General features: G+C 64.0%; 11 protein-coding genes. 2 read left to right on the top strand and 9 right to left on the bottom strand.

Going from position 1 to position 12,980, the window contains the following annotated elements:
• Positions 1–415: 415 nt before the first annotated feature.
• The 9 genes from KBT70_RS06455 to KBT70_RS06415 all read right to left on the bottom strand — a co-directional run bounded on the left by KBT70_RS06455 (position 416) and on the right by KBT70_RS06415 (position 10,523).
• Entirely contained in the window at positions 416–1,288 is an 873-nt protein-coding gene (locus KBT70_RS06455; protein WP_296629998.1) for a LysR family transcriptional regulator, read from the bottom strand.
• Positions 1,289–1,420: 132 nt separating this feature from the next.
• On the bottom strand, positions 1,421–2,482 hold the full coding sequence (locus KBT70_RS06450) for an ATP-binding cassette domain-containing protein (protein WP_296629995.1): 1,062 nt from the start codon (positions 2,480–2,482) through the stop codon (positions 1,421–1,423).
• 14 nt (positions 2,483–2,496) lie between these two features.
• Positions 2,497–3,540: an ABC transporter permease subunit gene (locus KBT70_RS06445; protein WP_296629992.1), complete on the bottom strand. Its 1,044-nt coding sequence runs from the start codon at positions 3,538–3,540 to the stop codon at positions 2,497–2,499.
• Positions 3,541–3,637: 97 nt separating this feature from the next.
• On the bottom strand, positions 3,638–4,600 hold the full coding sequence (locus KBT70_RS06440; RefSeq protein WP_296629989.1) for an ABC transporter substrate-binding protein: 963 nt from the start codon (positions 4,598–4,600) through the stop codon (positions 3,638–3,640).
• Positions 4,601–4,653: 53 nt separating this feature from the next.
• On the bottom strand, positions 4,654–5,367 hold the full coding sequence (locus KBT70_RS06435) for a DUF3726 domain-containing protein (protein WP_296629986.1): 714 nt from the start codon (positions 5,365–5,367) through the stop codon (positions 4,654–4,656).
• Complete coding sequence (locus KBT70_RS06430) at positions 5,367–7,046, bottom strand: hypothetical protein (protein WP_296629984.1); 1,680 nt, start codon at positions 7,044–7,046, stop codon at positions 5,367–5,369. Before KBT70_RS06430 ends, KBT70_RS06435 begins: the two co-directional genes overlap by 1 nt.
• Positions 7,043–8,050: a membrane dipeptidase gene (locus KBT70_RS06425; protein ID WP_296629981.1), complete on the bottom strand. Its 1,008-nt coding sequence runs from the start codon at positions 8,048–8,050 to the stop codon at positions 7,043–7,045. Before KBT70_RS06425 ends, KBT70_RS06430 begins: the two co-directional genes overlap by 4 nt.
• Entirely contained in the window at positions 8,047–9,498 is a 1,452-nt protein-coding gene (locus KBT70_RS06420; protein WP_296629977.1) for an aldehyde dehydrogenase family protein, read from the bottom strand. The genes KBT70_RS06425 and KBT70_RS06420 overlap by 4 nt, the downstream gene beginning before the upstream one ends.
• A 26-nt stretch (positions 9,499–9,524) precedes the next feature.
• The gene (locus tag KBT70_RS06415) at positions 9,525–10,523 is read right to left on the bottom strand and encodes an Ldh family oxidoreductase (protein WP_296629974.1); all 999 of its coding nucleotides are present in this window, start codon (positions 10,521–10,523) and stop codon (positions 9,525–9,527) included.
• Positions 10,524–10,908: 385 nt separating this feature from the next.
• Between KBT70_RS06415 and KBT70_RS06410 the strand changes: the two genes are divergently transcribed.
• Both KBT70_RS06410 and KBT70_RS06405 read left to right on the top strand, forming a co-directional pair.
• Complete coding sequence (locus tag KBT70_RS06410) at positions 10,909–11,358, top strand: DUF393 domain-containing protein (protein WP_296629971.1); 450 nt, start codon at positions 10,909–10,911, stop codon at positions 11,356–11,358.
• Positions 11,355–12,974 carry an SDR family oxidoreductase gene (locus KBT70_RS06405; RefSeq protein ID WP_296629967.1) on the top strand — a complete coding sequence of 540 codons (1,620 nt, stop codon included), beginning with the start codon at positions 11,355–11,357 and terminating at the stop codon, positions 12,972–12,974. The genes KBT70_RS06410 and KBT70_RS06405 overlap by 4 nt, the downstream gene beginning before the upstream one ends.
• Positions 12,975–12,980 lie beyond the last annotated feature (6 nt).

Raw genomic sequence — 12,980 nt, 5'->3', positions numbered from 1 at the left:
TCGCGCGTTCTGACCGCGAGCCACCCGCCCTGCGGATGCAGAGACCCGTTGTTGTCGCGGATCACGCGGCTCGCTGCCATTTCCCGCCTTTACGTCAAGCTTTCTGCGCCCTAGCGGACTGGGTTTGATCTGAGCGCCCACGCGGCGTTTTTGACGCGGACCCTCGGAGCCGAGCGGCTGGTCTGGGGCAGCGAATGGCCGCGTACACTACACGAAGGCTGGGTTGATTTCGGCAAGGTCGCTGAACATCGCGAGCGCCTCGGCCCCCTGAATGACACCAAAGCCGTCGGGGACTTGTATGGGCCGAGCATGGATTGAAAGTGAAAGCGGATGCCCAACACCCGCAGGGACCCAGAACAGGAAACCCCCGCGGCGTCCTGAGCGCATCCGGGGCCATTCGAGGATCAGCGCCTTTTCAACGGATGTGACAGGCGTCTGCGAGCACTTTCAGAAAGGCTTTGCAGACGGGGCTTGTGCTGCGTCCTTCGCGCAAGATGACCCCGACCGTGCGCACAGCCTCGGGGTCCGCAAGCGGCAGCGCCACGAGGTCGCGTTCCAGCGACAGTGTCGCCAGCTTGGGCAACAAGGTCACGCCTGCCCCGGCTAGCACAAGGGCGCGCAGCGAAATGACGCTCCGTGCCTTGAGCATCGAGGCTGCGACAAGGACGTGATACTCTTGGGCGGCAATCATGCTCGCGGCATCATTTCCGATGATGCGGGTGTCGGCCAAGTCGCTCCATTCAAGGGGCGTCTTGCGCTGTGCAAGAGGATGATCGGACCGGCAGACAAGGCGAAACGGGTCTTTGAACAGCGCCTCGAATCTCAGTCCGGAGGATGGCGCAGGCGGTCCAGCGACGCCGAAATCGACGGTGCCATCAGCCACCAAGGCCTGCACACCGCGACTGTCGGCATCTATAAGCTCGATCATCAGGCCTGGACGGGCCTCGAGAAAATCGGCGAGAAGCTTGGGAAAGAGTTCTGTTGCGACCGAGGGCACGGACGCCAAGTGCAATCGCCCCTGCCGCCCACTGGCAAGGTCGTCGATATGCTCCAACGCGCGGTCATGTTCGCGCAGCATCTCGGCTGCGACCCCGAGGACGTCACGACCAAAGCGGGTCAAGAGGCTTTTGCGGTCTGTCTCGAAGAGAGGTGCGCCGAGGTCCTGCTCAAGCTGTTTCAAGGTCATCGAGACCGCCGAGGGCGTCCGATGAAGCCGCTCTGCGGCATCGCGTATATTGCCACATTCGGCCACATGGACAAAGACGCGCAGGGGGTTTGTGCTGATCATCGGAAAAGCATTTCACGTGATCTGACCTATATTCAAGTCAAATTCTAACGGCCTGATCGCCTTGGTCGGATGCTGACGGAGTTTTATCCCGAGGCCCCGTCCAAACCCGAGCGCGGCCATAGGCAGGGCGCGTCAGACGGCACGCGCCCGCACGCCGCCATCTGCCGCACGTGTCGGGACAAGAGCGCGCACAAGTGCCTGCATGTGCAACACCCCCACGGTCTGACCGTCGCGGGTAACGCGGTATCGCAGCGAGGTATCGCCACCTGAGACAGCGATGACCGACTCGAGCGTATCCTCAGCGCCCACCTCACCCGCGAAATCGAGAGGCTCGCCTGTGCTCTGCTCCATCACCGACCGCACCCGAAGCACCCGCGCGCGGTTGATGTCGCTAATGAAGTCAACGATGTAGGGATCATTGGGATGCAGCAATATCTCCTGTGGTTCGCCCTGCTGCACAACCTGACCATCCTTGAGAATGACCAGATGATCGGCCAGCTTCAAGGCCTCGTCGAGATCATGGCTGATGAAGACCACGGTTTTCTGCAACTCTTCCTGCAACTCCAGCAAGAGATCCTGCATGTCGGTGCGGATCAGAGGATCGAGTGCCGAGAACGCCTCGTCCATCAGCATGATGGGCGCATTCGATGCCAGCGCGCGGGCGATCCCCACCCGCTGCTGCATCCCGCCAGAGAGCTGATGTGGATATTGCCCGCCCTGCCCTTTCAGGCCCACGCGATCCAGCCACCTGAGCGCATCGTCCTGAAAATCCGCCTTTGTTTCACCGCGGACAGCGCGGGCCATGCCGGTGTTTTCCAGAACGGTGCGATGCGGCAACAGCGCGAAATGCTGGAACACCATCGACATCTGCTCGCGGCGCAGGCGGCGCAGATCCCGCTCGCGGTAGGCCAGCACATCCTCGCCATTCACCAGAATCTGCCCCGCCGTCGGCTCGATCAGCCGGTTGAGGTGGCGGATGAGCGTCGATTTGCCCGAACCCGAGAGGCCCATGATGACGGTGATATCGCCGCCGCGCATGTCGACATTGATGTCCTGAAGGCCCAGCACATGGCCGTGCTTTTCCATAAGGTCCGGTTTGCCCATGCCGGCGCGCACATATTGCAGCGCGCGCTTGGGGTCCGACCCAAAGATCTTGTAGAGATTGCGGATCGATATCTTGACGTCTTTTTCCATTGCTGCGGCCCCGCTCACGAATTTCTCGGCACGGCACTTGCGGCATTGACGCGGGCCAGTGCCGCTTTGGTGACCCGGTCGAGGATCACCGCCAAAAGCACGATGCCGAGACCGGAGATCAGGCCGACGCCCAGTTCAAGGTTGCGGATGCCGCGCAGGACCAGCACGCCAAGACCGGGTGCCGAGACGAGCGAGGCAATCACCACCATGGCGAGGCTCATCATGATGGTCTGGTTGACCCCCGCCATGATATTGGGAAGCGCCAGCGGGATCTGCACTCCGTAGAGCTTTTGCCGCTCGGTCATACCGAACGCCTCGGCGGCCTCGATCACCTCTTTGTCCACCAACCGGATACCGAGATCGGTCAGGCGGATCACCGGCACGATGGCGTAGAGGATGATGGCAATGCCATAGAGCTTGGGCTCGGTTACCGAGAAGAGGAAGATGAGCGGAATGAGATAGACGAAGGGCGGCAGCGTCTGAAGCATGTCCAGCACCGGGATCGTCAGGCGTTGCATCGTATCGCTACGCGACATGGCAATGCCGATGGGAACCCCCAACAAGACGCATAGAAACGCACAGACGAAGATGATCGCCAGCGTCTGCATTGCGAAATTGTAATGGTCGATGAAGGCGAGAAAGAAAATCGAGAAGGCGACGAAGCCCACCAGTTTCATGGATTTCGAGGCGAACCAGACCACGCCCAACAGGATCGGGATCATGATGAACCACGGCGTGTTCTGGAACGCGTAGAGCGCGCCTTCGAGAAACCAGCTCAGCGGTTGGGTAACAGGATCGAGCACCACCTTGAGCGCGTCCTTGATGCCGAGAAAGCTGGTTTCAACCCCCTTGGTCAGGTCACGGGTGCGGGCGATGGCCGGACAGGCCTGATTGAGCGCATCGAGAGAGGGAAAAGGAAGATCCCAGACAGACCCACCCTGACCACCACCCGAGCCTTGAGCGAGGAGATCGGCCATGCTCATCGGGCCGGGGGTCGCATCCTTGTCGCACCACTCCCGCAGGCCGAGCCCGTTGAAGATGAAATCATATGTCGCCATGTGCCGGCTCTCCCTGCGCAGGCCCTTGGGCGGGCCTTGTCGTGGTCTTGGGCAGGCAGGGCCGCGCGCATGGCACGGCCCTGCCCGAGGGCAATCCTTACTTGATGATCGCGCTCAGCTTTTCGGCGGCGGCGTCATTCACCCAAGACTTCCAGGTGTCGGGATTCTGGGTCAGGAAGTAGACCGCGGCCTCTTCGGCGGAGGCGCTGTTGTCGGCCTGCCATGCCAGAAGATTGCTCAATTCCTGCGTACCGAACGAGATGTTGCTGACCAATTCGAACACTTCGGGGTTCCGCTCTGCGAAATCCGACGTGACGACGGTCAGGACCGGGGCCGCCGGATAGGCGGATTTGCCGGGGGTCGCGCAATCCTGCGTCTGGTTACAGGCGTGGATGTCGGCGATATGCGGCCCCATGTCGACGGCAACCATGTTGTAGCGCCCAAGGACAGCGGTCGGCCCCCAGTAGTAGCCGAACCAGGGTTCCTTGTTTTCATAAGCCGAGGCCATGGAGGCGGGCAGCGTGTCGCCCGAGCCGTGGTTGAACACCTCGATGTTGTGGCCCGCGAAATCGAACGCCTTGACGAGGTTGTCATTGGCGATCCGGCAGCCCCAGCCGTCGGGGCAGTTGTGGAAGCGCCCGCCGACAAGTTCGGGATTGGCCAGCACACCCTCGATGGTGGCGAGTTCCGGGTGCGCTTCGACAAGATAGTCGGGCACCCACCAGTTTTCGCTGCCGCCTTCGGCGAAGACATCGGCGGCCTTGACCAGCTTGCCTTCTGCTTCCAGCTTGAAATAGGCGGGGGCCGAATTCACCCAGAGTTCGGGCACGACATCGGGCTCATTGTTCTCGGCCAGCGAGGTGATCGCGGTGGTGGTGGCCGAGGGCACGAGCGTCACGTCGCAGCCATAGCCCTGCTCCATCAGGAATTCGGTGATCTTGGAGATGATCGAACCCGAGGCCCAGTTCATTTCGGCGACAGAGACTTCGCCACATTCGGCCTGCGCCATCGCGGGCGCGGTCAGAGCGCCGAAGGCCAGTGCAAGTGTCAGTTTCTTCATGGTCTTTCTCCCAGTTGAGTGGTTTTTTTCATGGTTGGTCGTCTGTTCGCGGGTCAATCGTTGTCATCCCCCGCAGCGCCCGCCCCGGCGCGCGAGGCGGCCGAAGGCGGGACAGTGACGCGCAATGCCAGAGCATCGAGCGCCTGCCAGTCGGACAGCGCCAAGCCTTGAGCAGGTGCCGCGCTGTTGGCCTGTGTCTCGGTATCTTGCGGGGATGCAACGGCCGTGATCCGCAGATCGGCAGGCCCCGTGTCCTGCTCCTCCGGCAACACGCGGATCGGTCCGTTCTGCAAACCATCCAGCGTGATTTCCACACCGCCCCAACCGATCTGCAGGGGCTGATCCAGCCGTTTGGCCGCACGCGCCACGAAGGGCAGCAGGATAAGAGGGTGCGCAACGGACGTGATCGTCAAGGTCGTGGTGCCCGGCCCCTCTGGCAGCCCGGCGTGATCTGCAAGCGCAAGCCCTGCGCGCAGCGGGCAAAGCGGCCCGGACTGCGCCCGCCAGCACCCCACTTCGGGCACGGGACGCGCCAAGGTGGCGCAATCCCTCAGCCAGTGCAGCAGGATGACGGGCCCGGCCAGCCCTGCGCGCGTGAGCCACGCCGCGGCCCATCCCGCCTCTTCTGCTTCGCCCCAGGTCAAGCCAGCGCCGCGCGCGGCCTTGAAGCAGAGCGCGTTGATCTCGGACAGCGACAGGCAGAGGGGCGCGCCGTCCTGTGCGACAGGGGCAGAGGCAGAGCGGGTCGGATCATTGGGCGACATCATCACAGCGCATCCCCCGGTTTGAGGTCATCCGGATAGGGCGCGCCCTGAAAGAGACTGATCCGCACCCACCGGTCCGAGCGCGGATCGAACCGCGTGGCCCCGAAGAAGGCCAGTTTGCAGCGAAGCAGGTCGATGGGCAGCATGTCTGCATCAATCAGGTTGTCGCGGATTTCCGCGAAGGGATGCCGCGCCGTAGTCTGCACGCGGCGCACCATCAGGCGGTGCTCGGGATGCACCAGCAGGAACCGGGCCAGCGGGGTGTCGGCGGGTTCATTCTGCAAAGCCTGCCACAGCGCCGCAGCCCGCCGCCCGGTATCGAGCGGCAACTCTCGGCTTGCGCCCGCCTCCTCAAACCGCTCGCCAAGGCGCGGCTCAAGCTTTTCCTCGGATATATACCAGAACCGCGCGCAATGGGCCGGGTCGGTGTAATCAGTGTGGATGGCCCGGTCATACTGCGCGTGCAGGATGGCACGCAACTCGGCCACGCGCATCGCCCCGTCAATGCCGAAATGCGCCTCTTCATCAGCCTGCATACAGTGGCCCAATCCGTCGATCAGGTCGCCATGCGGCTCCAGCATCGCGGCAAGCAACGCCTCTTGCGCCTCGAGCGCCAGACTGGCCTCGCCCCAGTGCCAGAGCAGGTCCCAGGGCTGCGGCGCGTTCACATCCCAGCGCTCTGCCACGAACCGCTCCAGCAGCTCCAGACCGTTGCGCAAGTTGGCCAGCTTGGCCTGTTGGATCGGGTGTGCGCTCTGCCAGTCGGTCGCGTTCTGCGCCGCCGCCGCCAGCGTCGCGCGAAACCCCGCCAGCGTCGCATCATCGGCGCGCGCCTGCGCCCGCACCCGCGCGAGCGCCTCTTCACGCGCCATCATCCAGTTGTTCAGCAGAACGGGGTGCCGCACCAGAAACGGCGCCATGCCAAGGCCGGTGGAATTGCCCACACCAAGACCACGGCGCAAATCCTCGCGCAAGGGCACCGCCGCCGCGCCGCCACGGGCGCGCGCCAGATGTTCGACCAGATCGACCGTAAAGGCGCGGATCAGCCAGACCGACAGCATCTCGGCCTGAAACGGGGCACTCAACACAGGCCGACCGGCGATCATCGCGCGATCCGCCGCGCCAAACTTGCCCGAGCCGTAAACGGCTGTGGTGCGCATCAGGTAGCCTGTTTCGCGCAGCATCTGCGCGTCGGGTTGCTGCCCCGCGGCCAGTCGCGCGATCACGTGATCGAAGAGCCGAACCGACCGGTTCGCGCGGCTGAGCGACAACTCGCGGGGGCTGATGCGCCCGGCCTCTTGCAGGGGCACGTTGGCCTCCAAACGCGCCAGATCCTCTGCATCCGGCGTGCCATCGAACAGCGCAAAGGTTGCGTCCCACGCCGTCGCGATCACCCGGTCCGAGCGTTGATCAGCGGGCAGATCATGGGCAAAGGCCACAAGGCTCAGGCTGCCGCCATCAAACTGCATCCGGTAGACCGCCCGCCCTACGCCGCGCGCGTCCATGTCCCAGACCGGACGGTCAAAAACCCAAGCCTCGGCCTCGATCCGGCGCAAAAGCTGGCGCAGGAACGACAGCCGCGTCGGATGGCTACATCCCATCCGGTCAAGGCGCATGACCTCTGACGGCAGACGCCGGAACGCCGCCGCCTCTGGCATGGGATTGCGGCTCTCGCAACTCATTGCGCGGCCTCCTTGTAGCGCAGCGCGAGGCTGCCGAAGCTTTCGCCAAAGAACCGCGACCAATTGCCGCCCATGATCCCCGCCACCTCGGTCTCGGTCATGCCGGTGGCGCGCAAACCGTCGGCAATTTGCCCGAAATCACGATTGTCGCGGAACCAGCCGGGCATGGGCGGAAAACCGGGCGCATCAGCGCTGCCCTCGCCGTAATCGCGGCGTTTGGTCCAACGGCCCGCGCGCATCCAATCGACCACGCTGTCGGGTTGATCTTGGCACAGGTCCGACCCGATGCCGAGCCGCTCAACGCCCATTCGTTCTGCGGTGCGCGCGACCATTTCGCAGAATTCGGCCAGCGCGCAGGCCCCACCGCCACGCAGGTGATGCGGATAGAGCGAAACGCCCAGCATCCCACCGCTTTCCGCCAGCGCCTGCAACACCCGGTCGGACTTGTTGCGCCGGGCGGGGTGCCAGCTTGACGGGTTGGCATGGGTGATCGCGATGGGGCGCGTGGAATGCTCGATCGCCTCGAGAGTCGAGCGGTCGCCGGAATGGCTCATGTCCACCACCATCCCTACCCGGTTCATCTCGGCCACCACCTCGCGGCCCATGCGGGTGAGGCCCGTGTCCTCGGCCTCGTAACAGCCCGTCGCCAGCAGGGACTGGTTGTTGTAGCTCAGTTGCATGAAGCGCAGGCCCAGCCGGTGCAGCACCTCGACCAGACCGATATCATCCTCGATGCAGGATGGGTTCTGCGACCCGAAAAAGATCGCCGTCCGCCCGGTCGCTTGCGCCAATGCGATGTCATCCGCTGTGAATCCCTGAAAGATCAGCTCTGGGTATTTCTCGAACCAGCGGTTCCACGCCTCTATGTTCAGCACCGTCTCGCGGAAGTTCTCGTGATAGGTGATCGTCACATGCACCCCATCGACATGGCCCGCGCGCATCTGGCGGAAAATACTCTCTGACCAGTTGGCATATTGCAGGGCGTCAATGCGCGGAGGCGTCATACGGGCACCCCCGAATGGATGTAAGAGGTCTTGACGGTGGTATAGAACTCTTCGGCATAGCGGCCCTGTTCGCGGGGGCCATAGCTCGACGCGCCGCGCCCGCCGAAGGGGACGTGGTAATCGGTGCCCGCTGTGGGCAGGTTGACCATCACGCACCCCGCCCGCGCGTTGCGGCGAAAATGTGTGGCGCGCGCGAGCGAGCGGGTCATGATCCCCGCCGTCAGTCCGAACTCGGTATCGTTGGCCATGTGCAGCGCCTCGTCGTAGCTGCCCGCCTTGAGGACGCAGGTGATCGGCGCGAACATTTCCTCGCGGTTGATGCGCATGGCATTATCAGTGCCCGCGAACACGGCGGGGGCCATGTAATACCCTTCGGTTGCCCGCTCCAGCCGCGTGCCGCCGCAGAGCAATTCCGCGCCTTCGGATTGGCCCAGCTTGACGTAATCGAGGTTGCCGCTCAACTGCCCCTCGCTGACCACGGGGCCGATCTGCGTGCCGGCTTCCAGCGCGTGACCGACCTTGAGCGCCTGCGTGGCGGCGACCAGCTTGTCCACGAAGGCGTCATGGATGCCCTCCTGCACGATCAGGCGCGAAGCGGCGGTGCATTTCTGCCCGGTCCCGCCAAAGGCCGCATTCGCTGCATGGGCCACGGCCAGATCAAGATCGCAATCGTCGCAAATTACCATCGGGTTCTTGGACCCCATTTCCATCTGAATCTTGGTCATGTTGACCATCGCCGCCGCCGCGATCCCTCGCCCCACCGGAACCGACCCGGTAAAGCTGATGGCGTCCACCCACGCACTCTCGACCAGACGTTGCCCTACTGCGCGCCCCGGTCCCATCACGAGGTTGAAGAGCCCCTTGGGCAGGTCCTGCCGCGCGATGATTTCAGTCAGCGCCACGGCGCTTGCCGGGGTCTGGTTGGCGGGTTTCCAAATTACGGCATTGCCGAAGGCCAGTGCCGGCGCGATCTTCCACGCGGGCGTGGCCACGGGGAAATTCCACGGGCTGATGATCGCCACGACGCCCACAGGCTCGCGCCGCACGTCGATCTCGATCCCCTCGCGCACGCTGTCGGCGGTCTCGCCCAGTTGGCGCAGCGCCTCGGCGGCGTAATAGGTGAAGAATTGCCCGGCGCGATAGGTCTCGCCCTTGCCCTCGGCCAGCGGCTTGCCCTCTTCGCGGGCGATCAATTGGCCGATCTCCTCGGCGCGGGCCATGAGTTCGGTGCCAATCGCCATCAGCACGTCATGGCGTTTCTGCGGGCCGGTCGCGGCCCATGCGGGTTGTGCCGCGCGCGCGGCGGCAAGGGCTGCGTCAAGCTGCGCCGCGTTGGCCTGAGCGTAGTGGCCAATCACATCCGACAGATCAGACGGGTTACGGTTTGCCACGGTCGCGGCCCCGGTTTGCCATTGGCCTGCGATGAAATTGCGGGTTTCTCGGGTCATTTTCATCCTTAAGTTTGTCGCATGGATCATGCCGCCGCGATCCGGTCGAGGAGGTCTTGTGGCACCGCGACGCCCTCGGCCTCGATCCGCGCGCGATTTGCGGCCCGACGGGCACCGGGCAGGCGGGCCCCAGCTTGGTCGCTGATGGCAGAGGCCAGCCGCGTTATAGCGCGGTCGAAGGCCTCGCCAGAGAACGCGCCGGGGTCCACCGCAATGAAGAATTGCCCGGTGCCAGGCGGGCCACCCTTGGGACCCGAGAAGGGGCTGGCATCAAGACCGAGATTGGCACCGGCAAGAGCGGCCGCGAAAATCTCGACCATCAGCCCGGCGCCAAAGCCCTTTTGCCCGCCCGCCGGGCACATGGACCCCGCGAGCGCAGCCTCGGCGTCTTCAGTCGGGTTGCCGCTCGCGTCAAGCGCCCAGCCCAGCGCGATCTTCTCGCCGTGGCGCGCCCGCAGCGCGATTTCGGATTTGGCGATGACGCTGGCGGACTGGTCGATGACCAGCCGCGCGCCGCCCGCACCATCGGGCACCGCGAGCGCGAAAGGGTTGGTGCCGATCACCGGGCGATGTCCTCCGATGGGGGCGATCGAGGCGGGCGCGTTGGTGAAACACAGACCCACCAGCCCATCCTCAGCCAACCGCTCGGCATGGTGGCCCAGCACGCCACAATTATACGAGCGGTGGACGGCCATCGCAGCAAGTCCCTGGTCGCGAGCGGCCGCCGTCAAGACGGGCCAGCCCGCGTCAATCGCACTATGGGCAAAGCCGAGACCTGCATCGACGCGCACCGCGCTGGGGCGGGGCTGCGTGACCTGCGGCTGAGCCGCGCCCAGAACCTTGCCGCAGCGCAGATGCTCGGCATAAACGGGGACATACATAAGCCCATGGCTGCGAATGCCATCACGTTCAGCCAGGCGCGTGGCACGCGCCACCGGCCCAGCCTGCGCAAGAGTGGCCCCGGCGCGCCGGAGCGCGTCACAGGCCAAAGCCTCGATCGCATCCAGATCCAGTGTCTTTGTCAACCGCCTCTCCTCTTGAACAGATCTCGAGAATGCGGAGAACGAGAGATAAGATCAATCGAATTAAAATTGACTAAACTTCAGAATTTCTGAGGTTTGTGATGCGAGGCAAACAGCACAAGGTCGAACCGGTAAGTGGAGCCGACATCTGACACGGCCTCGCCGCCAAGATTTACCCCTCTCCGGTTGTCATGCCCGCTGCGTCTATAGGGGGGCGATGCGGCTGTGCCCTTTTCCTTTTCAGTCGCGCAGGCGTGGGGTGAATCGCCTCAACACAGGCGATCTCTTCGGCCCTCGTTGCAAGTGACCACGATTTCCTCCATGTCTCTGATGAGTGTAGATTTCCGGAACCTGGAGGTTGGAAATGGGAGCACAACCAGATCAAAGCATGGCGATACCGTTCTCCTTTCGAGAAGACCCGCACGTTCCCCATTTCGACGACAGCTCCCCTCTGGCCGTGATGGATGCGGAATGTGCGATCTGTAGCTGGGGCGCGCGCATGATCCATCGCCTTGATCGGAGCCAGTCCGTGCGCATCTGCCCGATCCAGACCCCGCTTGGAACGGCCCTCTTGCGCCATTACGGGCTCGAGCCCACAGACCCATCCTCGTGGCTGTTCATTGACAAAGGCATCGCACATCAGGATTTTGATGCGGTCGTATACGCCGCCCGCCAGTTTGGTGGATGGGGGCAACTGGCCATTGTCCTGCTGATCCTGCCAAAGCCGCTGCGTGACTGGCTCTATCGGCGCCTTGCACGGAACAGATATGCCATATTCGGGCGAGGTGACATGTGCGCGCTGCCGGACCCCGATTTCCAAAAGCGCCTGCTCCGTTGAATATCCTGCTGCTGGGCGGATACGGTGTTTTTGGGGCTCGGCTCGCGCGGCTGCTCGTGGCGGACGGGCATGACGTCTGCATCGCCGGACGGAACCATGAAAAGGCCCGCACCTACGCTCAAGAATTGGGTTGCCGGGCAATCAGGCTTGACCGATCTGGCAGCCTCGATGTCTTGGAAGGATACGATGTCGTCGTCGACGCAGCGGGTCCGTTCCACGCCTACGGAGATGACCCTTACCGGCTTGCCCGCGCGGCGATCGCGGCCGGGGTTCATTACCTCGACCTCTCGGACAATGCTGATTTCTGCGCCGGAATTTCGGCATTGGACGCCGAGGCGCGGGGCGCGGGACTTTGCGTGCTGTCCGGGCTCTCCTCGGTTCCTGCCCTGTCTTCTGCCGCTGTGCGCGCCCTCGCGGGTGATGACGTTCCCGCCGTCATCGATACCGCGATCCTCCCCGGAAACCGCGCGCCTCGCGGACTGTCCGTCATGCAGTCAATCCTGTCTCAGGCGGGGCGTCCCATGCCGGTCTGGCGCGGCAAGAGATGGGAGCGGGCATACGGCTGGTCGGCGCCGGCGGATTACACGCTTCCGGACGGGCTGGTGCGGCAGGGCTGGCAGATCGAGGTGCCGGACCAGCGGCTGTTTCCCGCCCATTTCGGCGCGGAAACGGTCCGATTTCGGGCGGGGCTTGAGCTGGCCGTCATGCGCTACGGGCTTGCCCTGTTCGCGGCCCTGCGCCGCATGGTGCCGGTTCCGGTGACGCCGTCTGTCGTTCGCCTGTTCAAGGCGCTGGCCGATCTGCTGGCACCGTTCGGCACCGGCAGGGGCGGCATGTCCGTTTCGATCACAACCCGCCATGAAATCCGCAGCTGGCGCCTTCTGGCCGAAGATGGCGACGGACCGTTCATTCCGGCGGTGGCAGCCCGCGCCCTGCTGCGTCGCCCCGAACTGCCGATCGGCGCAGGTCCCGCGGTCGAGGCGATTACCTTGGCCGAGGCGGAGGCCGCGATGGGCGACCTTCGTGTGGTCACCGAGCGTGTCGTGTCCCCGATATCCCCGATCTTTACACGCGCGCTGGGACCAGATTTCAACGCCCTGCCTGAAGAGATCCAAGCGATCCATCTGACGCTCGATGTCTCACGATGGGAGGGGCGATGCGAGGTTCGTCGGGGCGTAGGTCTCTGGCCGCGACTGCTCTGCGCGATCTTTCGGTTTCCGCAAGACACACCTGATGTCGCAGTCGAGGTGATCAAGACGGTCACGCCCCGAGGCGAAACATGGCTGCGAAAGTTCGGTCGGAACGCGTTCCGCTCCCATCTCTCCGTGGACACAACCGGCCTCCGCGAGAGGTTTGGCCCCTTCAGCTTTTCCATCGGCCTGGAGGTTCGGGACGGCGCACTCCATTACCCCGTCACAGCGGGACACATCGGCCCCGTCCGTCTGCCGCGTTGGTTGCTCCCGGTGTCAGTCGCACGCGAGTTCGTTTCGGACGGCAAGTTCCACTTCGATGTCGCGTTGCTGGCCCCCGTGACAAAGGCTCTGCTGGTGCGCTACCGTGGATTTCTGGCGGCAAGGGAGGCTGACGATCCGAGGGGGCTGCCGCCTATGTCATAGAGTTCG

It is taken from the genome of Roseovarius sp., from assembly GCF_018066915.1.
In the GTDB taxonomy this organism is placed as follows: domain Bacteria; phylum Pseudomonadota; class Alphaproteobacteria; order Rhodobacterales; family Rhodobacteraceae; genus Roseovarius.
Note: the sequence above shows the minus strand (reverse complement) of the source record. Positions and strands in the feature narration are given on the sequence as shown.

Excerpts from the sequence above, each read along its gene's own strand:
- KBT70_RS06455 (WP_296629998.1), bottom strand. The coding sequence starts at position 1,288 with ATGATCAGCACAAACCCCCTGCGCGTCTTTGTCCATGTGGCCGAATGT.
- KBT70_RS06450 (WP_296629995.1), bottom strand. The coding sequence starts at position 2,482 with ATGGAAAAAGACGTCAAGATATCGATCCGCAATCTCTACAAGATCTTT.
- KBT70_RS06445 (WP_296629992.1), bottom strand. The coding sequence starts at position 3,540 with ATGGCGACATATGATTTCATCTTCAACGGGCTCGGCCTGCGGGAGTGG.
- KBT70_RS06440 (WP_296629989.1), bottom strand. The coding sequence starts at position 4,600 with ATGAAGAAACTGACACTTGCACTGGCCTTCGGCGCTCTGACCGCGCCC.
- KBT70_RS06435 (WP_296629986.1), bottom strand. The coding sequence starts at position 5,367 with ATGATGTCGCCCAATGATCCGACCCGCTCTGCCTCTGCCCCTGTCGCA.
- KBT70_RS06430 (WP_296629984.1), bottom strand. The coding sequence starts at position 7,046 with ATGAGTTGCGAGAGCCGCAATCCCATGCCAGAGGCGGCGGCGTTCCGG.
- KBT70_RS06425 (WP_296629981.1), bottom strand. The coding sequence starts at position 8,050 with ATGACGCCTCCGCGCATTGACGCCCTGCAATATGCCAACTGGTCAGAG.
- KBT70_RS06420 (WP_296629977.1), bottom strand. The coding sequence starts at position 9,498 with ATGACCCGAGAAACCCGCAATTTCATCGCAGGCCAATGGCAAACCGGG.
- KBT70_RS06410 (WP_296629971.1), top strand. The coding sequence starts at position 10,909 with ATGGCGATACCGTTCTCCTTTCGAGAAGACCCGCACGTTCCCCATTTC.